The following is a 21,419-nucleotide window of genomic DNA, read 5'->3' as shown; positions in this document are numbered from 1 at the left end:
CTTTCTAATTGATGAATTGCGACACATTAGCTTGTGTAGTAGCTTTTGCTTGATACCAGGTGCCGATACCAATTTTTATGTCGCTTGATATTTCTGCTCTGTTTAATGCAACTCTAATTTCATAAATCATGTTAGCAGGGAGATAGATGTTAAGTAGATACTTAATATTTTCAATCTGACTACTATCAATTTCGGCACTTTTCGCTTCAACGATTGCATTCCTTTGAATGACTGTGATTGTCGCAGGAATTTTAAGGGTCGCAAATAAATCTCGCAAGTAGCTAATGGTAATCGGTCTTGGCGGCAATAGTCGCATTAGTACCTTGTTTTGCCTTGTCTCCAAATCATCATTTTGGGCAGGCTTAATACCTACTTGGTCTTCGAAAACGGAAATACCTTTCGCATCTGTTTGAGTAACAAACTGATTTAAAAGCAAACGTAACTGTTCACTTTCTGCCCTGTCTAAGACGTTACCCTGTGCGTGCATTATTGCCTGCATTTCGTAAACATCATTGTAATAGTCAGGAAGATAGTCCATTAAATTGTTAGCCATCTATCTTTACCTCCCCTAGAACTGGCAGCTGTGATGTTTGATTGTTAAACACAAGCGTAATGTCTTGGTCGGCACCATTCAAAGTTGGAACAGATGCATTGATTACCCCATCAACCATCATTATTTGGGACAGTATTTTGGAGCGATAAATAGTCTGAGAATATCCTCGCCCAGTTTTTGCATCAATGTTGTTCCAGCTTTGCCGTAGCAACTTAAAATACTCTTCGATAGCAGTTTTGATTTTTGCCTTAACTGTGTCTGCTCCATGCGTGCCATCAATGTTGACCGTTGCTGCTATGTTAACTGTCAATGGTGTTGGTGCAACTACAGTTACTTGATGGTCGATTGGCGCTAGACCATAACCTTGACTCTCATTGTCAGTAGGATCAATGATATTCTTCACTTTTTTGACTAAGTCGGCACTAGCAGGCATTAGATTATTGTCAACAATAACAAGCTTAACAGTGCCTGCACCATTCCAAACCGGATAAACCTGCCCAGCTCCAACTTCGCTTATTTTGCTGAGCATTGCCAAGTAATCAGTAATATTGCCACCGTAGGCAATCCAGTCATCAGCTCTTAACAGACGGTCACGCAAGTGGTTATCTGTTTCTTCATCCCTTGCAGGAGCCACTATTTCAGTGATTTCAGCCCATGATAAGCTGTCGTTACTGGTTACTGGCAGTATTTGGCCAATATATGAGTTGGCTGCTGTCCCTGGATCATCCGCAGTTAATTCGCCTGTCAAATCATCATTGATTTTTTTCACGGTATAAAAAATAGGCGTTTCGCCAATACTTGCGAATTGGTCGCCTATTTGAACATTATTAATCGCGTTACTGTCAGAATCTAAAAATTTAGCCTTAACTTCTGTTTGCGTTGCTGCGTATCTGGCTGTTCCGTGTTCAGCCGCACGATAATCTAAAAATTCCCCTTGCGCAGTCTTGATATAAGTTTGCTTGACAATATTAGCTAATGACAGTGACTGTTGTGCCATTACCATAGCTGCAGGAGCTACTGCGTCATATATAATTGAGCCCACCCGCTGGTCAATATCATCTGGTACATTATCTAGCATCAGATTTAACCAATATTCAAAATCTTGCGCCATATAATTAGCAGCTAATTCATCAGGATTCATCTATATCCACCTCACTATCTATATTGATTTTTCCGAAAACTGTGAAGCACGTCCCCTTGACCTGCAAGGTATCGCGGTTAATCTGCTCTATTTCGTCAATTTGAACATCGGTGACTCAGTCGTCAGCTAATAATGCCTCTTTCAGCATTCGGTCAACTTCAACTTTGGCATAGCCCATATTTTTGCCAATTAGGTCATTAAAGTCATTACCATATTGCTCAGAATAGATAGGATAGACTAGACGTTCAGTTTGAAGTATTTTGTCAATTGCTTGAACCATAGCTGCTTGTTCGTCAACCTTGCCCCTAATACGACCATTTTCAACCTTAAACGTTAAAGTTGGCTCATCTTCCAGGACTTCATCGTCATCGCTATCTGCGTCAATGTCGGTATCTTCAAGCTCGGCACTTTCATCGTCCATATTGTCATCTTCAGTAACAATAATATTATCATCATCGTCCATGCTATCCCTCCTCTCTTTCAAATAGATAAAACTGCTGTCCGCCATCCATACGGATCATGGTCACTTTGTCGCCTTTTTTCAAACTATTGTCTATTTCTAAGTTCTTGAAGCTAATTTTTTGGCCACTAACTTCACCTTTACCCGAAACCTTGTGTTTACCAATATTTCGACCAAGAACGATAAAATTATCGTCAATAACCATGTTGTTAGATAGTTGCACCTTTAATGGCTTGTCACTAGTTACTTCGCCATAAACAACGTCAGCATAATCACTGTCCTTGCCACCACGTTTATTTAGCATTTCGATTATTAGTTCTCCAGCCATGAAGCACCCACTTTCATCGTTAAATGACACGTATAATCAGTGCCAAAATTATGCTCTGCTTTTAGAATTGGGCAATTTTTAAGTGTCTTATTAATATCGTTAATTTTAATAGTAACGGCATTACCGGCAACAAGGTCAACATTGCCAATACAGTCAATTGTCAATGTTTTATTAGCACGATTGCGCTTAGCAAGCTCATCTTTAGCTTGCTTAACCATTTGGGCATGATTAGCTTTGTTTTTCTTGTTAACCGTAACCTGCAACTTGCCCCATTGCTCCGTTGATTTACCTTTTGCGCTAGTAGATTTAAAACTAGTACGTTTCGGATCATCTTGCTTAGCTGTGGCTGACTTCGACTTGGATTTTTTTGTATCCTTTTGAATAACCTTAACTACGTTTGCTGTATTGTTAATATCAACCGCATAAGAAAAGCCGGTCATAGCCGACTTACTACCAATAATGATTTTCAGTTTCTTATAGGGTGCACGCCGTAGCTCTACAGTATCGTAATTACAATACACATAGTACATGTGCTTAGTTGCTGTCTTTGTCTTAGTAATAGCACTCTTGAGCATGTCAAAGTATGTTTTGCCATCACACACCTCAGCTGCCACCTTGTGAGTGGGCTTGTTAACTACTTTATGCTTAATTCCTGCACGTTTGCAGACATTGTTAAACCGGTCGGCAATAGTGCCAGCCTGCCATACAATTGAGTCTTGGTTCTTTAGATAACGTTCTTTGTCATAACATGTAACACTGAGTGTGTTATCGTCTTTGACCGCATATTTAAAGACGTAGCCATAAAAAGTTTTATGGTGCTCCCAACGAAACTTAATAATGTCTCCCGTATAAGGAATAATCGGATGTGCTTTCTGAATTAAGTCAAACGTCAATTCGCCAGCACTAAAATTAAGGTCAGTTATCCATTTAATATTGGTAACAACTTCTCTCAAATCATACGTGGTTCCTTTACCATTTTTCTTAGATTTGCGATACATGTTGCTTCTACGCACCAATTCAAAAGTAGTAGCCTTCATGCTTTTTTCACATCACTTTTCTTAACCCAGCCACGTGCTACACCGTTGATACCAACACAAATAGGATACTTACGACCCGTAGCAATGTTGATTACTTGACGCTTAACATTTTTCTCATAAGCTCCAGGTCCATTGCCGTTTGAATCCATATACAATCTGCCATTAACTACAACACTTGATCCAACCCCAAATTTCTTAGGTGGCGCAATCCTTTTTTTGCCTTTTTTGGATTTTTTCTTCTTTTTCTTGGACTTTGAAACTTTAGTAGCTGCAAACTCACGATATTGCTTTAAATCAAGCGTGTAAACATACTCTTCATCATAGCTATCAGCAAAACCATATTCGAAACTTTCAATAGTCATCGGCATGCTGATTTTTGTGTTAGCAACTACAAATTGAATATGTCCCTTTGCTTTTTGAATTTTTTTAATGAAATTAATATAGAATTGTGGCTCTTGCAAATTATCATCTGCAACATATGTAGTCACATCACACGGAAGTGTGCTTTCTATTGATGTTTCAGCTAATTTTAAATTACCAAGTCGATTAATTTCGCCCAAATTAACAACGGTCTGACTTTTATTATCACCCTCTAATTTAAGCTTTAAAGCTGCCGGGTTAACCGGCAATTGGATAGTTTTACTCGTTTTATAATCCGTAAGGAAAATACCAAAACCATCCATTAATATCACCTCCCTAGTTTAATGCTTTCTCGTTTTGCGCAATTAGTCTATTTTCAATAGCTTCTAAAAGCATATCAGCATCATAGTCAGTATTGCCTGTGCTGTTAATCTGGATAGCGCCACTTTCAATTGTGACAGTTGAACTTCGATTGTCATTATTTGCGCTGCTACCGCCGAATTTAGTTCCAATTAAATTCGAACCATTAGCGTCATTGCTACTGATTGAAGCATCAAATTGATCTTGTTCATTAATACCAATTCCTGCTGTAGTGCCATCCAATCCACTTAGCGCATTGGCAACGCTATTTACAGCTGTTGTTGCTCTATCAAAACCATTTGCAAGCAAGTTACCTACATTAGTTTTGCCAATTGATAAAGGGTTAAGTGTTGGCGTCATATCTGAAGCTGCTGCTACAACTCCCGCTGCCATTTCGGCAGAAGCATTACTTGCCAAATCAGCATCATGGGCCAATCCAATTGCTAGTCCCTGGTCAACCCAGCGACCGTATTGGTTAAATAGTTTAGATGGTGAGCCAATATGCAGTATGTTCTTAGTTGCGCCTACAACTCTGCTTGCTACACTTGACACAGCATTAACTGCTGCGCCAACCATAGATTTGATACCATTGACTAATCCTTGAATTAGGTCACGTCCTACACTTACTAAAGCCCCTGCAAAGCTTCTAGCAGCATTGACTGCATTTGAGACACCATTTCTAACGCTACTTACAACATTACTCATTGCACTAGTGATAGCTGTAACCATCATGGTTCCCGCCATGATAAACATGGTTACCAGTACCATCACAGCTACGCCTACAGCTATCAAACCACCTGCAACAACTAACAAAGCAGCACCAACTACCAATAATCCTGCGCCTAGGATAATTGCAGCTACTCCTAATAGTAATGCACCAACTGCGGCAATCATCATCAATGGAGCTGCTATCATCAATGCAACTGCAAAGAGCATTAAGCCCAGTGCGGCTACTATTCCAACTGCTGCAATTAGAGTTATACCGACAGCCATCATAATCAAGCCTATTGCTGCAACTATGGATGACGCGGCCAAAATCATTACACCTACAGCTAACAGTGCAACGCCCACTGTGGCGATTATTGCACCGATAGCAACAGCAATTAAAGCAGCTGCAAATAGCAGTCCACCAATTGCTGCGACTCCCATGCCAACTGCTAATACTACTAGGCCAACTGCCAATGCAATCAAGCCAACTGTAGCAATTATTGCACCCAAAGCAAAGACAGCCATTGCTGCTGACAATACCAAGATATTAAATGCTGCTTGAAGCCCATATTGTGCTATTGTTGGCAATTCTTTAGCTAGTAATGACAAACCAAATGTTGCTGCCAATATTCCGACACCAGCCAAAAGCGCTGCAACACCGATTGCAAAAAGTCCAACCGCTGCAACATCTAATGGCTTCGAAAGTGCAGCAATTGCCACTAATATCACAATAATTGCTACACCTACACCTATCAAAACACCTATTGCTGTTGAACCACCCTGTGCAATGGTTTTAATGCCATATGCAAGTAAAGCGAAACCAGCACCAGCTGTGAGAGCTGCCGCTCCTAATTTCAACATTGCACTGCCCATTGTTGCAAATGTCGAGGCAGCATTACCGCCAGATTTTGGAGCTTCAGACAATGCCGGTAAATTAGGAGTTTTAGGTGTACGCTTAAATATTTTACCCAGAGCACCTAGTCCTTTTAGACTACCGAAAACATCTTTAACACCTTTAAGTACTTTGAACGCAGCAAAGGCAATCGCTAAAGCTGTCACTGCTTTTGCAAGCGATTGTAATTGACTTGGATTTAACTTATTTAATGCCTTAAGCCCAACAACAACTGCTGTTAATACCAGACCTTTAGTTCCTGCTTTAAGAACTAGTAATGCAGCTCCTAGAGCTTTCAAAGTGCCTGGATCAAGCTTACCTGTAACACTCGCCAGTGTACCAATAAATTTTGCTAGTCCACCGGCCATGTTGCCTATAGTAGTGCCGATTGTGGAATAGATACCACTTCCGCTGAATGTGTCTGTTAAATTACTTGCTGAATCTGCAATTTGCTGAAACATTTGACTGATTTCAGTACCAGCACCCGTAGAATTAAAGCCGTCAACAACGTCCTGAATACCTAGTTTTACTTTGTCCAAAATAGGCTTGACGTAATTAACTGTGTTCAATAATTCGTCAGAGAATGGTTTAAAATTGACATTACCTAGTTTGTCAGTAATTCCGCTAATAGCTTTTATTCCAATGTCGCTCAACTTCTTGAACTGGGGTTGAACTTTGTTAGCAATAGTTTCTTTCAGACCATCTAAAGCTTGCCCAACAGTTTTATACTGTGTTGCCATTTTTGAGAAGTTTGCATTAGTACCAGTTTTAGCGATGGCTGCTAGAAAGTCCTCAGTTTTAATTTTGCCATCTTGTACTGCTTTAACTAATTGCTTAGTGTTCATACCCATTGTCTTGCCGACTGCAGCCATACCTGCTGGTGTTTGTTCCAGCATTAATTTAAAATCTTGCCATTGCACCATAGGCTTAGCAGCCATTTGCGTAGCCTGCTCCGACAATGTCTTCATTGCCTGCTGTGGGTCAGTCGCTGCTGCTGCTAATCCACCAAAACCTTTAACTAATTTAGTAGTATTTTTGGTACCTACTGCAGCCAATTGGCTATATGTTTGAGCCATATCAGATGAAGAATAAATGGTGTCTTGAGCGAATTGCTGTAGTGATTTTTTTGCACTAGCAATTGCAGCTGGACTTTTGCCAATTTGATGCATATTACCTTCAAATGTTGACCATGCCTTAGTAGATTCATTTAGTTCGCCGACAAAGGCACGGACACCTGTTCCAGCAACACCCATTGCGGAACTAATCATCCCACCAATGGCTGAACCTGCAATCAACTCTTTCATACCAAGATGAGCGGACCCCAGACCTTTATTCAGTGAGTTAATGCTGCTGGAACCTCCTGACATTGCAGCTTTAAGACGACCAGTCATTTCTGATGCCCTAGTTACACCAGCATTAAAGCGGTTAAGCGTGTTGCTGAATGCATCATTAATACGTAATGTTCCACTAACAGTTGCCACGTGTTACCTCCTTTCTATATATGTTTAGATTTTGCCTTACGCTTAGCTTCACGTTCTTGCTTCTTTTCTTCCTTTTGACGAATTTGAATTGAAGCTATTACTAGTGCCTTTTCTTTTTGGGACAATTGAGCCCATTGTCCTGGAGTCCAATGGTATTCATTCAGACAGTAGTAATATACGCTGAAGTCCCCATAGGACTCTGTAATTAGTTTTTTGCTTGTTCTACAAAATTATCAATGCTATCAATATCAAATCCTGATAACTCTTGGATTGCATTACCTAAGTCAGTATATTGACCAGCATTTAACATTTTTTTCAAAACACCAGCTGGGTCGGCAATGCATCCCCAAGATTTTTGCAGTTTCTCATCATTTAAATCTGGCTGAATAACTGCTTTTGACATCATTAGATCTACTAGTTTATTTTGATCCGATTCTTGAACGCGTTGGTGCGTTTTTTTATTAATATAACTAGTAGTAGCTTGCTTTTGGAGTTCACTAAACTCATCTGCTGTCAATGCTTTGATGACAAATGGCGATTTAAAGCCATCAAATTTTACATTCTTAGTCTCAACCTTGCTCTTTACGTTTTCTGCTAAAAAGTCTTCCACATTATATGCCATGTTCTTTTTCTCCTATATTAAATTTCAAATCCATCAAATGGTGTAACTAGGTTTACTTGTTCGAATGTGAAGTCTGACTCCCAATCCATTACTCCATCATCTGCTTCAAAGTCTGCAAATGGTATGTCATCTAGATTTACCTCGCCAAAATGTAGTGTTTGTGTTCCTGCACGGCTAGTTGGATCGTTGATTGTTAGCGTGATTTCAAAGTATAAATCTTTACCACCATTAATATAAGGCAGGGCGTATTTAGTCCAATTTGAACTAATTAGGTAACCTCCAAGTGTTCCAGTACCTTCTACCGAAGTTACTTTCTTGTGCTTCCAACGACTTCCTAATGTCTGAACATCCTCTTTGTTTTTTTCCAACTTTGCACTAAATTTTTTACATTCAATGAGCGGAATAACTTTGCCTTCAATCGTGACATATACTTTGGCATCTTTAGTCGAAATGGTGTCTCGACCATTTAAAAAACTGCCAACTGTGCTTACTGTTTCATCTGCCATTTACTTTGCCTCCTATTATTGAACGACCATTGTCATATATAGTTTTTCCATTGAATCCAATGGTTTTACTGCTAAGTTAACCAGTATTGCATCACGGTCATTTCCGGCTTCTACCGTAATGTCGTCTTCCTTAAAATCAGTGATTACGCCAGAACTTGACAACCCCTGCAAATAACTGACTATGTTTGCCTTGAACAAATCACGTCCAGCTGCATTGTTTGTGATTTTCCCAATAAACATATCTTCAAAAGTTCGTTTAGCATAAGTTACAACTGTGTCCATTGTGCGGACTACACGGTTTTTACTGAAAAATACTGGTTTTTCTGCAGTTACTTTGGTCAACGAGTTAATGTCTTGCTCAATTACAACTGTCTCATTGCGTTTTGTCGTAAAGACAATTTCACCATTTTCTAAAGCTTCAATTGTCCGGTCATTGCTGAATTTAGGATATGCACTGATAGCATCTGGATATTCAACGTAGGTCAATGATTTGGCTGCATTTGCAGAACTTGATGCTCCTGCAAAGAAACCTGCAGCTACTGTTGCATCTAACTCTGTGCCGTCGCCTAATACAACACCGTTAGCTACTGTAGAAATACCCTCATAGTTAACTTTGTCACCTGTATAAGGGATAACACCACGTACTTTAATATCATTGTCTTCACGCAAATGTTTGATTTTATCGACTAATTGCTTGTGTAGCGGACTATCAACCGGAAAACCTGCAGTAGTGGCTACGTCGTAGTCTTCTGTTTCAAGCGCATCATTAAGCAGGTCACTAATCTTAACTGGGGATGTTGTCCCACCTGTCAAATCAACAGTCACGTCACTTGATAACTGATCCAGCTTAGATGCCATTACTACTGGTGCTTTGCTTGCTTTAGTAGTTTTACCACCATCACTACCATTACTGTCATTGCCATCACTGCCTGATGATGGTGGCTGAGGTGTCATTTCACTAGTCAACTTAAAACTGACATAATCGTTGTCAAATAGCGTATTCGGCTTATCAACACCAATTACTTGTTGGTCAACCACCTTTGTGCCAAACAGTGTTGATACAGTCACCTTGCTATCATTTTTTTCAACCGTTACATGCAAGTTGTTGCCTAATGTACCAGGATACTTAGCAGTCATTGTCCATGGTAGTGTAGCCTCCGTTGCCGAAGCCGCAGTACCGTCATTGTTGTTAAGTAACAATACTGTGTTTGCTCCCTTAAGCACTTCGTGGAGTGTTTGCAGTTCAGGTTCATCAATGTCATGGCCAAGCAGTGCCTGAAAATTTGAATCACTATTTAGCTTAATAATCCCTTTAGCTCCCCAGTTTAGTTGTGTGCTAACTGGTAGCAATGTTCGTCCAATATCCGCGCCATTATTGTTATTGCCTTTACCCACAACATTAATGTAGGCACCAGGACGGCGTTTGTTTTCACTTTTCCAACTCATTTAATTTGTCCTTTCACTTCTTCTTTGTTTAATTTGATTTCATCTTTTTTATCCGGGTAGAATCTACCCCAAACTTCGAATTGATAGATTAGCGTGTTGTCTTCTTGCTGCGTAACCTGTATATGCCTTAACGGAGCATAGTCTTTTAGCTCTAACAAACCACTCAACAGATAGTCTCCCATTAGCTCCATATCCGTTTTAGGATTGTCCGGATCAGGAAAATAAACCACCTGATATTCATACTTGCGTAACTGCCTGTCAAACTGTTCCACTGTTGAAGACGTATTGATTTTCTCAACAAAAAAAGACGGCTCATTAAAACCGTCTGATTGATTTTCCGTGTAGATGGTTGCATCAGGGAATAGCCGTGCTATCTCGTTAGCAATACGTTCAATAATTGTCAATCCATTAACCTCCTTAGAATGTCATTCATTACAGGAGTGAGCAATTGCGGAACCTGTCCTTTGGTTTCATCAGTTGCTTTTTGTAAGAAATGCTGTCCTGGAACCCAACTAGCTTTTAGCTTTTTACCAATCGCAGGTACATATCTACCAGGTGTCTGCCTGTGACCATTCTCCACGAATGAAGCATAGTTTTTGCTATTGCGTAATTCCACTGATATATCTGTGCCACTAAAAAACGGTCCTTTGAGTTGCCAACTACGCCTTAACTCACCAGATTGAACTGGTGTCCTGCTTTCAGCATTGCGTTTATATGTTTCTCCAACATTCTTCACGCTCTTTTTGACTTCATTTTTCAACTGACCGCCCGAAATTTGTGAATTAACACGTTGGGCAAATGCTTCAAACTCAGCATTGTCAAAATCTCCAAATGCGCTCATGCTTTTTCATCCCTTGTCATAGCTATTTCTTGATGGCTTACATAGCCAGAATAGCTCTTACTACTCCGTTTATACTTGGTAGTTTGGCCATTAACATCTGTCACTGTTATTGTGGCACCTGCCGGTACATCTATTCCTGTTCTAATTAAAAGCTTTGCATCATATTCATCTGTACCAAAAAACGACTGCTCACCAGCTTTTAGCCCTTTGAGTATAACTTTAGCTGGCTCATCTAAAACTACCGTCACAGGCTCACTGGTGGTTATGTGGTGCTCATTAATCACTTTCTTAGTGGTTTGAATAGTCACTTTGTCATTCCATAGCATGGGTGCCACTTCTTTTAGCTTGTTAAATGCGTTAATCATTGTGGTAGTCTCCTAAAATGGATTAAATCACTAATGAAATCGTCTGTAACCGGATTAATTTTCTGCACTTGAGCATAAAGCTCTGCTGGTGAACCAAAATTAACCGATACATCTCCTTCGCTGATTGAATTGACCACATCATTGCTAGTCCAATCATGTGTCTGTAATAATTGCAAGCACATTGCTGTAATAGTGCTATCTATTTCTAATGGCAATTCATCAACGGGAATGTTGGTGAAGTTTGCTACGGATTGGATAACTCTATCCACACTGAAATCAATCAGATCGTTGTTCGCTTTATCACTCAGTAATTGGGTGACCTTATCTTTAATCTCCTTTTTGCGTTCGTCATTCATCTTTACTTCCCACTTTTAGCTGCTGTCTTAGTTGTTTTAGTTTCCTTAGCGCTGTCTGCATCATCAGCAGATTCATCTACTGCAGCTTTAGTTGCTGGTGTTTGTGGAGCTGGTCTGTCCTTAATAACGAATTGAATACCAGCTGTCTTAGTCTTTAACAAAAGCACATCGTTATATGATTGTTCATAGTAAAGGTAATTACCGTTGGTAGCTGCACTTGGGTCATCAAAACCAGCAAAAGAGTATTTTTCTGGCGCAATTTGAACGCCGTTATAAATCAACATCATTTCAATTTGCTTAGAATCATCAATTGTCTTAGCGCCAACTGTAAAATCATATGCTGTGTGCATTAAATCTGATGGGATAACTACGATTGTAACTGAGTCTAAGCTGTAAACTCTACGTTCAACAGAATTAGGGTCTTTAAGAACCAATTCTCTATTCATTACTTCGGCGCGCTTTAAAATAGCGTTAACTTCTGGTGTGACATATAAAAATCTATTTTGTGCAGGGATACGTGCTTCATCAAAATCAAGCATCATATTATCAAAAGCAGTTAAAATGTTTTTCTCATCAAGAGTATCTGTTGTGATTCCCTTGCCACTATCCAATTGCTCTTTTTCTTTGAACAATTTACTAAACATAAACTTGTCCATTTCAGGCATTTTTTCATCGATATTGAATTGACGAGTAATGTTCGCCATTGTAGTAACGTAATTAGTTTCATCAACATCTGATGGATCAACTAAGGTACTCCAGTAACGTTCATTTGTAATTTCATAGGAATCCCAATCATTGGTGTAGTTTGCTCGGATATCTTCAATCGTTCTACGTTTTCTATCACGTCGACCTTCTTCAATGGTCAATCTTGGAAGCTTAATGTGTTTAGCACCGTCAAAATCAATCAAACTATTACTTGGTGAATTCCATAACGGTGAAGTATATAAGTATCCATCATAAAATGCTTGTTGTACTGCTTTCTGGTATTGTTCTGCGTAATTAACTGTTGCCATATTTTATCTATCTCCTTTAAAAATATTAGTCATGATGGCTACTGGATCAGGGTCTGTATTGCCGTCACCACCTTGCGGTTGATACGGTTCTTTACTTCCCTGGTCAAACAGATAGCCATCTGATTTTTGTAATGAATTAATTTGATTGTCTAAGCCTTCAAGCTCGCCCTTGTCGTTGAGCTGTATATCGTCCATATTCAAAAGAGCTTTAGCCGCCTTGGTATTGCGCACTTTTGCTTTCCCCAATGCACTGTCAACTGCGCTATTGAGCTTGGTTTGTTGCAATTCCTTGGTTAAGTCCTCTGTGTCATGCTTGTATTTGTCCTGAAGTTCCTTGAACTTATTACCGAGTTCCTCGTTGTCTCCTGCTTGCTTTTTGAGTGACTTCAAATCCTTATCTCGTTCAGCAATTTGCGACTGCAAGGACTCATTAGCTTTTTTCAATTCCTCAGTTTTTGAATTAATTAATTCATCGGACTTGGCTTTCAACTCTTCAATATCTGCACCATGAAGTGCAACAATCTTTTCCATTTGTTCATTACTTAAACCAATTTTTATTAACTTTTCTCTTGAAATTCTATTTGCCATTTTATTTCCTCTCTCGCAATATTTTTACGTGGAGCGACCACAAATTAAGGTATAAAAAATAAGCCTTTTTACGCCATGCTCAGGGCAACAAAAAAAGCAGCTGTTATGCTGCTTTAATTTATTTGATTAGTGGAAGCCAATCCCTGACTTCCTTAAAAATTCTATATGCTTTCTGCATCATTGAGTTTTCTGCAAGATATTGCAATCCATCGCTTGTTATAACCGTACTGCTCCTATTACCCAAGAGTATACCGCCACTTTACAATGGAGAAAACGTAGTACCTTCAATATAACCATCTTTAAACAGCATCTGTAGTGTACGCACAAATTGCTGTTGGGATATATTAAAGGTATCTGCTTTTAGTATGTCAGGATCTGCATCTTGGCCGTTTTCATAGCAATATTTTAGATAACTCAATATTTTGTATGCAATTGCGAAATAATCATTATTACTCATTGCTCTGCCTATACTGGTACTGCACTAACAATATCAGAAATGCCTATCTCGTCTTCTAAAGTCCCGCCAATGAAAGTAAGCTCAGGCTCATCATCATCTTCATTCAAAATGTCCTCAACAAATATCGTTTTATGCTTACCATTCTTTAAAGTGAACTTCACATTCCTGCCATAGAAATGCTGATCAATTTCTTTAATCGTCATTTTTTGTGGGTTCATGATTTGCCCTCCTTATTTTAAATAATCTGGCTTCTGTGGCGTGACATGACAGCCTCTCTTACTGTAGCCGATACGTCCCTGCTTAGTTGGATAATAATTGCCATTTATGTCAGCCCATAAGCCTATATAAGAATTATGGTTGAACAAAACCTTTTGTTTATCCGTATTCTGACGTTTCTTGCCATATTTCCCAATCAATGCTTGAGTTTCAGCGGGTGAGATAATTAATTCGCTTACTGGCCGTTTACGACCTTTAGCATAGTTATCAAATTCGGGCGTTCCCTTTACATGTTTATTATACTGCTCTGCATTGAGTTCGTTCCAGTTATAATTGCCTTTTTTTGAAATACATCTAGCGGCAGAATTTGGTAACGACTCATTTTGCCTTTGATATTCAATTGCCTTCTTCCACTGGTCGAAAGTCATGTTGTCAACATAATAGCCCTTACCAGTTTCAGGATCACGAACCCAGCGTTCAGAGCTGTCAGGCAATCCCTTAATGTACGGCATAGTTGTGCATCTACAGTATGGATGTATTAGGGGATAATTTAAGCCTTCAACTTTGTCTTTTAATTCAAATACTTGACCATCTAAATGCGCACATTCATCACAAGTGTGAGACTCAAGAGTTGCTAAATATTGATACTGTTCAATTCCTTCTTCTTTGTATGCTTCGGCTGTTGCAGTTTCAGCTACATGTCCCATTTCAGTAATAACAAGCCTATGCAGTTGATAGTCTTCAACGTCTTTTAAGCGTTGGCGCATCATCTTAAAAATCTGCTCATTTGAATGTCCCAGAACAGAACCACGCAATAAAGCATCTCCTAGTTCATTCGGTAACACTTCAGTGTAATTCTTCCAAATACGTTTTGAGAAATCACTGCCACGCCATGGCTTGTGCACAATTGCTTTTACCTGGTACTCATTAACATTTGCAAAGTTACTAGATAGTTTAGCCTTTTCTATTTGCGTTAAATAGATGCTGTGCATGTACGTTTGCTGATACTGGTTAGATAGACTCTTCCCCATTTTGTCCGTCTCAGCTGTCGCATATTGAGCCAGCAAGTTAGTTAATTGCTCGTCTATGTTCTCCAATCTTGATAATTGGCTACGAAAATACTCGGCGTCTAACTCTTTATCAAAGCCGCCAGCTTTAGCCTTGGTTTTGAATTCTTTCAACGTCATATGCCAGTCACGTGTGCCGATGGTTGATAGTATCTTACGAGCATCTTTAACGGTAATTTCCTGATTAGCAGCATATCGTTTTAACCAATAGTCGACTTCCTGCTCTAGCACCTGCTCAACTTCTTTAAGTCTGGCGCGCATTGCTGTTTCATATTCAGCAGTGTTTTGCAGTTGTTGCTTCTTCTCAAAAAGAAAGCGACGTTTCCAATAATTAACCTCTCTCTTGGCCGTCATTATTGTCACCATCGCCGTTTAGGTTGTCAGGGTTACCATACTCATCATTACGGTTCTTCAGATCTTCCTGTTCGTCCTTGAGCTCTTGCTGCCAATCTTCAACAATTGGATTTGCCTTAGCAATCGCCTCTTTGCTAGTCCAATTTGCCAACTGAGCAACCACTTGAGCTTTTTCAACGTCATTCTGAATGGCTGTTCTAGTCCAGGTTTGTTCGATTGGTCTTCTATCAGCATCGGGCACATTGAGCCAGTTCATAATTGCTCTAACCAATTCTGTTAAGGCATCCCTGAAATAAGCTTCTGTTTTAGCTGCTTTTAACTCTAAATGGGAATACAACATCTTAATTGCCGTACCCGTTGCATTGTTAGTTTTAAAGTCTGTTGGGTCAATTCCTTGTACATGAACAAAGATGTTAGTCTTAGTAGTTTCAAGCATTGAGTTGCGGGCTTCAGTTGGTATGTCAACCGCCAGTTGATCAACTCCTGAGTCGTCGCCACTACCCATACTTCTAACTTTAATTGACTTGTACCTTTGTAGGTTTTTCCTAAACTCGTCTAAGTCTTGACCATCATAATTTTTAAGAATTAAGAAAACCTGCTGAATATCATCAAGGTCATTAACATATCCGTTATATATCTTGTCATAGACATCAATTAAGCCCTTGTAATGATATAGATCAGGTTGCTTTTCTTTATTTTTAGGAAAGGCAATAAACGGAATACGACCTAGTCCATGATGGTTAACACTTGAATTGCCAGTCTTAGCGTCAGTAGTTGCATCATAAATTGCAAATCGGGAATCTATTGTCTGAAGGTCAGTAAATTGCTCATCTTTTGACTTAAATACAGTTACGGCTTCATCGTCCCAGAACTCATGTACCCAGTACTCCTTGGCTGTGTCCTTATTAAGCTCTTTGTATGAACGTCTTAGCGCAATAAGCTTTCTGTTTAAATCACTTGAGTAAATCGGAGTCACTTGGTCAGGAGGCACAATGGCATATCTAAATTGCTTATTTTCATCAATCCAGTAGTGTAGCCATGCCACACCAGCATTAGCTGCATCTACAACTAGTTCATTCAGCCTTAATCCAAAGTTATCGCCTAATGTGTTTTTGATTTGCTGATTTAGTTTATCGTCATCAACATCAATAGTTGGTGGCTTCGTAGCTAAATAGCCTGCTTCTTGGTCAACTAACAACTGGTGGAAGTTTGAGCTTACTCTGTTATCAGCTGCTCTAAAAGGATTTTTGCTTTCTTTACCAGCATCTTCTTCCTTCGTTTTGGACTCGCCATTATTTTTAGATGTTATGTCATTTTCATTCAGATAATATCTTTTAGAGGTACTATATCGTTCTATAAAATTTTTACGTCTTGCTTGCGTGCTTTGCAATAGCTTTTTCATTGCTTCTACTTCCAAGGTTCGAAACCTCCTTTCTGAATTAATCTTTCAAGTGCATAACGTGTAGCGTCCATTGTGTGATCATTGCCATCTGGGTATCCAGATTTGTAGTTACCGTTCAAATCCAACTCAAACTCATAACCCGTAAACTCACGCCATGCATCCGGACATCTGGCAGGGTCAATGACAATTTCTCGTAAGTCTTCAAGCCACTTGTAGCCATGATCACGAGAGCCTTGCCCTTTGCGAGCACCATAGATGTTCAAGCCTAAGTCACGGTACTCGGCAATTGTTCCAGGGGATGCTGAATCAGCAATCACAGGTTCGTTCAACGGATTCCGTTGCTTAATCATTTCAACCGCATCACGATTCTTTAAACCTACACGTTCGAATTCATCGAAAATAAAAATGCGACGTCTTGCCGCATCCCAATATATTTTTACGTAAGCCGTCGGATCATGAGCGAAACCGAAGTCTAGACCATGATAAACCTTGTCAAAGGTAGCAATCTCATCATCAGTAATAGCTCGTGTAGTAATGTTGTTGAACACTTCTGCACCAGTACCTGTAACTTCACCTAAATACTCGTGACGATATGCTTTCTCGTTGTCCTTTTTAAGTTGCTCTGCGTCTGTCAGGAACTCAATACCAAGCCATGCTTTAGGAACTGAGCGGTAATCAGACAAGTTAACTAACGTGTCATCACGCATCTGTTCACTATCAACCGCCTGATTTACCCAGTTAGATTGCCGTGCAGGAGGGTTGTATGAATAAAAGGTAATTATTCCAGAACCACCACGACCAAGAGACTGGTTGATTGATCTGATTTCTTCCATGCCTTTGAATTCAGTAACCTCTTCAAAGTGTTTGAACTTCGTATATCCTTGACGAAAGGTTTGCGATTTGATTTTACGTGGGTCGTCTGCACCCTTGAATCTGATTTGCTGACCGGTTGGCTTGAATGTTAACTGCATAGGGCTAACTGACGACTGCCAGTATTCATCAACATGCAATAAGTCAATTGCCCACAAGTATTGCTCAAATACCGAATCACGCAAGGTATTAGCTACTTTACGTAAAACAATCGCATTAGCATTCTTGTCTTGCATCACACCTAAAACGATCATGAGAGAAATAAAAGAGGACTTAGTTGAACCTCGTCCTCCTTTTAGCCAATAATTAGCATGTTTTTTGTTGTGTATGTCCCAAAACAGGTCATAAAACGCAGGTGAGATGTTGTCTTTAAGGCTTACTTGCATTTTCCCCCTCCTTTGGAATATCAAAATTGATGTTTACTGAAGTATCGCTGTCATCAGATGTTAACTGTTCAGCCTGATATTCAGCAATTGTTGCATCAGCTTTAATTTTACGTAATTGTGCTTTCGTCAATGGATCAACTGGATATCTTTTAAGCAGTTCCTTTGCTGCAGTTATCCTATCTTTAGCCGACACTTCAACATTTTTATAAAGCCCTTTAGCAGTTACTACAGTCTCTGTTTGCTCACCTCGCATAACTGACGTGAGATACTCCAAAGTTTCTTGAGCAGTTGCTAATTTAGCAGATTCAAGCTGTTTTAACCGTCTTTCAATATAAGCTTTCACGTTAGCATTTGTTAGCAGTCGACTAGCATTAGCTCTAGCAGTTTCATTACTTCTAACTTTATAACCAGCATTAACATATGCTTCTGTCGCATTGCCGCTTTTTATATAATTATCAGCAAACTTACGCTGCTTGCCTCTTAATTCACTCACATCATTTCACCACCTCCTAAGTTTGGGTAAATAAAAAATAGCATTCCTTCGAATGCCATGCTGTATTTTTATTTGTTTAATTTCAAATGATCACAATTGAAATTATTATTAATATTGATCATTATTTATCTCATTTTTTCTATTTTATCTATCAATAGTATCCTTTACTTTGCTAACAATCTTAATTCATCAACAAATAGCCCATTCATCTTATACATTTTTAAATTTTTGAATCTAATATATTATTATAGTAACTATTTCTTGATTACTATTAGCCCTGATTTTCAACGTTATGTCTATGTTCAAAGAAAAAATTATAATTTTTTATTTTATAACTTGTTTCTGCATAATAATTTTTTTTATCTCTTTTAACACTAATTTTTGCTTTTTGAAGAACAAACATTACCCTGTTTTTATGAATATCTATTTCATCTTCATGATAATCAATATTATTTTCTGCATACCTCTCCATAATATTTATCAATATAGGTTTGGAGTAATAAATTGTTTGCTTTTTGCCAAAAGCTGGTAAATATAATGCTTGTTCCGGACCATCACCTGAATTCACGTTATGACGAAAGGACTGAAAAATTAGAGAATCTTTCTCTGAATATGCCTCCATCTGATTTAATCTGTACTTACCGGGTTCAAAAACAGAAAATTCTAATGAAGAATTTTCTATTTTTATTTTTTCTAATTTATCTAAAAAATTAGTAATCTCATATTTTACTCTAAATCTTTTAGCATCTACCTTTTCAATTGAAACTTGAAATAGTATGTCACTTGACTTTAATTTCATAATTTGAGGCAGCAAAGCCACAAAAGTCGCAGCTACTGTGCCTATTGCACTAAACCAACTTGCAGTATTTTTATATTTTAAAATATACAAAATGCTATCTGCATTATTTTGAACAGCGTACATGATGCAAGCACTCATAACAATCAAAAAGACTATAAAAACTTTTTTATGCTTAATTACGTAATTTCTTAGTTTTCCATAGCTAAATTTAAATATAAATAACCATATTAAAGTAAACACAACTAACCAACAAAAAAAATCTGCCATTCTATTCACCTCATAAAAAATAATACAAAAAACTAGCTATTAAAGCTAGTTCTTTTGAGGTGAATATAATAAAAACGTATAATCAATTGGTTAATTCCGCTAAATAATATACCTTGACTGCCGTATTGAATTACACGTTATAGCAACGATAGGAATCGAACCTATTCTTGCCTTTGCATATACACAATTATCAAGAATATCTTTTATTCTCGATGGTATAAATATAACACTTGCTAAGTCCGACCTTTCCCCGATTCTGAACCGATATTGCACCGATTTTTAAACACCTTAAGTTCTGGAATTTTCACATTATAAATTAGTTTCCAAGTATCAATTGTGTCTGCGAATTGACACAAAGCATACCTCTTTAGGTCGCCATACCTTGAGTCACTATACTGAACTTTTGCAGCCACTTGCCAGTCACTAAGTTCATCTATGTATAATGATTTTAGAATTGTTCGAAATGGTTGCTTTGAACTATCAGCACATTGATCAATGGCATGATAAACTGCTTGGCATTTATCCTGTGCTTCAAATATTGTTGCCATTTTCGCTTCGGCAGAATTACCACTATGACTCATAATTCCAGTAGGATCAAGCTGTGGACTGCTTAGATCAGTACGATGATAGCCTGCTCTTATTAGATAGTGTTCGAAATTATATTTAAAAAAGTCGCGCACCTTTTGAGCAGTTAATTTTTGATCAATATCAATTGGTAAATCAACGTTTTCTTCCACAGCTCTTCCCTTTCTTACTTAGTAAAAATTTCAGTATTATTTCCCCTAATCATGAATTTGTCACCTTCACTCAAATCACACCAGTGATATCTTTTGGTAGCAAATTGCTGATTAGTTTTACGATTAACTTCGATTGAGTTTCTTGCTTTAATTCCCCAATACAATAGATTTTGTAAACTAGAAATATAGATACCTTTGTAAATTCCAATATAAGGATCTTTAGTTTTTAATCCAAAGTTATGCAAAATATTGCTAATAGTTTGATTTGAGCGCTTGGTCATATAATTAATTTCATTAATAGAGTAACCTTTTCTATTTAATTCAATAATTTCATCATCATAATAATGAGGAACATAATGTCGTTTGTAACTTTTGCGGTGACTTGTATGTTTTATATTTTTAATGCCGATTTTTTGGTGTAATTCAATCATCAAAGGATCACTTTCTGGAACATTCATCATTGTTACATATTTATTTTCTAATTTATGAATTAAATCATAAGGGATATCCATATCCTACTAAACCTCCTTCCACAATCATTCGAGCATCTTTTGTACTGCGAGCAATACCGTGTATTACATTGTGTGACAGAAGAAACTCATGAAATCTAATTTGGTCGTCTCTAGGTTTACCAGTTTCAGATTTTACTTCTATATAAAACACTTGATTGTCCACCCATCTGAAACCATATAAATCTGGATGTCCTTTAGGTAGTCCAGTATCAAACCACCTTCCATTCTGCATCTGCACTTTACCTACATTAGCCCTAAAAACAGTACAATGATGCATTGATAATTCACGCATGATTTGTTTTTGTATTTCGTGCTCAGACATTAATCATTTTCCTTAATATAAATCGACCATCTTGTGTTTCCTCGTTTATCTCCTAAAATTGGCTTTTGGCCAATAACCTTAAACACTTCGCTAAATGAAATTTGATTATTTGACCATTTAAACAATAGTGTTCCAGTTGGTTTTAGTACTCTTAAACATTCTTGAAATCCCTTATTTATGTAGTTTGGCCAATCTTCAGGTAAGCACCCATACTTGATTTTTAGCCAACTACTATTACCAGCATGGATTAAATGCGGCGGATCAAAGATTACTAAATCAAACTCATTATCTTCAAAAGGCAAATCTCTAAAGTCCGCAATAATATCTGGATTAACTATTACATTACGAACATAATTACGATCTTTAATTTGGTCAACTTCTGACCGATTATCAATGTATGTTGTATGCGGTTCATTTTTTTCATACCAGAACATCTTTGAACCGCAACAAGCATCTAGTATCTTCACGTTACTAATCACC

26 protein-coding genes and 1 pseudogene are annotated in these 21,419 nt (G+C 38.2%); all 27 read right to left on the bottom strand.

Annotation, left to right across the window (positions count from 1 at the left end; all coding sequences use genetic code 11):
* Positions 1–4: 4 nt before the first annotated feature.
* Positions 5–553: a putative phage tail protein gene (locus H3R25_RS01475; protein ID WP_198194028.1), complete on the bottom strand. Its 549-nt coding sequence runs from the start codon at positions 551–553 to the stop codon at positions 5–7.
* On the bottom strand, positions 546–1,694 hold the full coding sequence (locus H3R25_RS01470) for a baseplate J/gp47 family protein (RefSeq protein ID WP_198194026.1): 1,149 nt from the start codon (positions 1,692–1,694) through the stop codon (positions 546–548). The genes H3R25_RS01475 and H3R25_RS01470 overlap by 8 nt, the downstream gene beginning before the upstream one ends.
* Positions 1,695–1,809: 115 nt before the next feature.
* Positions 1,810–2,157: a DUF2634 domain-containing protein gene (locus H3R25_RS01465; RefSeq protein ID WP_370567418.1), complete on the bottom strand. Its 348-nt coding sequence runs from the start codon at positions 2,155–2,157 to the stop codon at positions 1,810–1,812.
* Between the two features lies 1 nt (position 2,158).
* Complete coding sequence (locus H3R25_RS01460; protein WP_198194025.1) at positions 2,159–2,482, bottom strand: DUF2577 family protein; 324 nt, start codon at positions 2,480–2,482, stop codon at positions 2,159–2,161.
* A complete protein-coding gene (locus H3R25_RS01455; protein WP_232354526.1) occupies positions 2,467–3,519 on the bottom strand; it encodes a hypothetical protein in 1,053 nt (350 codons plus the stop codon). Before H3R25_RS01455 ends, H3R25_RS01460 begins: the two co-directional genes overlap by 16 nt.
* Positions 3,516–4,202: a hypothetical protein gene (locus H3R25_RS01450; protein WP_232354525.1), complete on the bottom strand. Its 687-nt coding sequence runs from the start codon at positions 4,200–4,202 to the stop codon at positions 3,516–3,518. The genes H3R25_RS01455 and H3R25_RS01450 overlap by 4 nt, the downstream gene beginning before the upstream one ends.
* A 13-nt stretch (positions 4,203–4,215) precedes the next feature.
* The gene (locus H3R25_RS01445; protein ID WP_198194021.1) at positions 4,216–7,320 is read right to left on the bottom strand and encodes a tape measure protein; all 3,105 of its coding nucleotides are present in this window, start codon (positions 7,318–7,320) and stop codon (positions 4,216–4,218) included.
* 205 nt (positions 7,321–7,525) lie between these two features.
* Complete coding sequence (locus H3R25_RS01440; protein WP_198194019.1) at positions 7,526–7,942, bottom strand: hypothetical protein; 417 nt, start codon at positions 7,940–7,942, stop codon at positions 7,526–7,528.
* 17 nt (positions 7,943–7,959) lie between these two features.
* Entirely contained in the window at positions 7,960–8,448 is a 489-nt protein-coding gene (locus H3R25_RS01435; RefSeq protein ID WP_198188747.1) for a phage tail tube protein, read from the bottom strand.
* A 15-nt stretch (positions 8,449–8,463) separates the two neighbouring features.
* A complete protein-coding gene (locus H3R25_RS01430) occupies positions 8,464–9,894 on the bottom strand; it encodes a phage tail sheath C-terminal domain-containing protein (protein WP_198194017.1) in 1,431 nt (476 codons plus the stop codon).
* Complete coding sequence (locus H3R25_RS01425) at positions 9,891–10,298, bottom strand: DUF6838 family protein (RefSeq protein ID WP_198194015.1); 408 nt, start codon at positions 10,296–10,298, stop codon at positions 9,891–9,893. The genes H3R25_RS01430 and H3R25_RS01425 overlap by 4 nt, the downstream gene beginning before the upstream one ends.
* Positions 10,295–10,735 (bottom strand): HK97-gp10 family putative phage morphogenesis protein, encoded by a 441-nt coding sequence (locus tag H3R25_RS01420; RefSeq protein WP_198194013.1) that lies wholly within the window; start codon positions 10,733–10,735, stop codon positions 10,295–10,297. The genes H3R25_RS01425 and H3R25_RS01420 overlap by 4 nt, the downstream gene beginning before the upstream one ends.
* A complete protein-coding gene (locus H3R25_RS01415) occupies positions 10,732–11,097 on the bottom strand; it encodes a hypothetical protein (protein WP_198194382.1) in 366 nt (121 codons plus the stop codon). Before H3R25_RS01415 ends, H3R25_RS01420 begins: the two co-directional genes overlap by 4 nt.
* Positions 11,097–11,456, bottom strand: coding sequence for a hypothetical protein (locus H3R25_RS01410; RefSeq protein WP_198194011.1), 360 nt, complete (start codon positions 11,454–11,456; stop codon positions 11,097–11,099). The genes H3R25_RS01415 and H3R25_RS01410 overlap by 1 nt, the downstream gene beginning before the upstream one ends.
* Positions 11,457–11,458: 2 nt before the next feature.
* The gene (locus H3R25_RS01405) at positions 11,459–12,469 is read right to left on the bottom strand and encodes a capsid protein (protein WP_232349879.1); all 1,011 of its coding nucleotides are present in this window, start codon (positions 12,467–12,469) and stop codon (positions 11,459–11,461) included.
* Positions 12,470–12,472: 3 nt separating this feature from the next.
* A complete protein-coding gene (locus tag H3R25_RS01400; protein ID WP_232354523.1) occupies positions 12,473–13,057 on the bottom strand; it encodes a phage scaffolding protein in 585 nt (194 codons plus the stop codon).
* Between the two features lie 118 nt (positions 13,058–13,175).
* A pseudogene (locus H3R25_RS01395) lies at positions 13,176–13,514 on the bottom strand (YjcQ family protein).
* An 8-nt stretch (positions 13,515–13,522) separates the two neighbouring features.
* The gene (locus tag H3R25_RS01390; protein WP_198194009.1) at positions 13,523–13,732 is read right to left on the bottom strand and encodes a hypothetical protein; all 210 of its coding nucleotides are present in this window, start codon (positions 13,730–13,732) and stop codon (positions 13,523–13,525) included.
* A 12-nt stretch (positions 13,733–13,744) separates the two neighbouring features.
* Complete coding sequence (locus H3R25_RS01385) at positions 13,745–15,151, bottom strand: minor capsid protein (RefSeq protein WP_198194007.1); 1,407 nt, start codon at positions 15,149–15,151, stop codon at positions 13,745–13,747.
* Positions 15,129–16,568 carry a phage portal protein gene (locus H3R25_RS01380; protein WP_198194005.1) on the bottom strand — a complete coding sequence of 480 codons (1,440 nt, stop codon included), beginning with the start codon at positions 16,566–16,568 and terminating at the stop codon, positions 15,129–15,131. The genes H3R25_RS01385 and H3R25_RS01380 overlap by 23 nt, the downstream gene beginning before the upstream one ends.
* A complete protein-coding gene (locus H3R25_RS01375) occupies positions 16,559–17,809 on the bottom strand; it encodes a PBSX family phage terminase large subunit (protein WP_198194003.1) in 1,251 nt (416 codons plus the stop codon). Before H3R25_RS01375 ends, H3R25_RS01380 begins: the two co-directional genes overlap by 10 nt.
* Positions 17,793–18,302 carry a terminase small subunit gene (locus H3R25_RS01370; protein WP_198194001.1) on the bottom strand — a complete coding sequence of 170 codons (510 nt, stop codon included), beginning with the start codon at positions 18,300–18,302 and terminating at the stop codon, positions 17,793–17,795. Before H3R25_RS01370 ends, H3R25_RS01375 begins: the two co-directional genes overlap by 17 nt.
* Positions 18,303–18,573: 271 nt before the next feature.
* Positions 18,574–19,368, bottom strand: a complete 795-nt coding sequence (locus tag H3R25_RS01365) for a hypothetical protein (RefSeq protein ID WP_198194000.1) — start codon at positions 19,366–19,368, stop codon at positions 18,574–18,576.
* A 233-nt stretch (positions 19,369–19,601) separates the two neighbouring features.
* Entirely contained in the window at positions 19,602–20,105 is a 504-nt protein-coding gene (locus tag H3R25_RS01360) for an ArpU family phage packaging/lysis transcriptional regulator (protein WP_198193998.1), read from the bottom strand.
* A 14-nt stretch (positions 20,106–20,119) separates the two neighbouring features.
* On the bottom strand, positions 20,120–20,617 hold the full coding sequence (locus H3R25_RS01355) for a hypothetical protein (protein ID WP_198193996.1): 498 nt from the start codon (positions 20,615–20,617) through the stop codon (positions 20,120–20,122).
* A complete protein-coding gene (locus tag H3R25_RS01350; protein ID WP_198193995.1) occupies positions 20,601–20,939 on the bottom strand; it encodes a VRR-NUC domain-containing protein in 339 nt (112 codons plus the stop codon). Before H3R25_RS01350 ends, H3R25_RS01355 begins: the two co-directional genes overlap by 17 nt.
* The gene (locus H3R25_RS01345; protein WP_370567424.1) at positions 20,939–21,415 is read right to left on the bottom strand and encodes a class I SAM-dependent methyltransferase; all 477 of its coding nucleotides are present in this window, start codon (positions 21,413–21,415) and stop codon (positions 20,939–20,941) included. Before H3R25_RS01345 ends, H3R25_RS01350 begins: the two co-directional genes overlap by 1 nt.
* Positions 21,416–21,419: the final 4 nt, after the last annotated feature.

Origin of the sequence: Lactobacillus sp. M0390 (assembly GCF_016102085.1) — a bacterium.
Taxonomy (GTDB): Bacteria; Bacillota; Bacilli; order Lactobacillales; family Lactobacillaceae; genus Lactobacillus; species Lactobacillus apis.
Note: the sequence above shows the minus strand (reverse complement) of the source record. Positions and strands in the feature narration are given on the sequence as shown.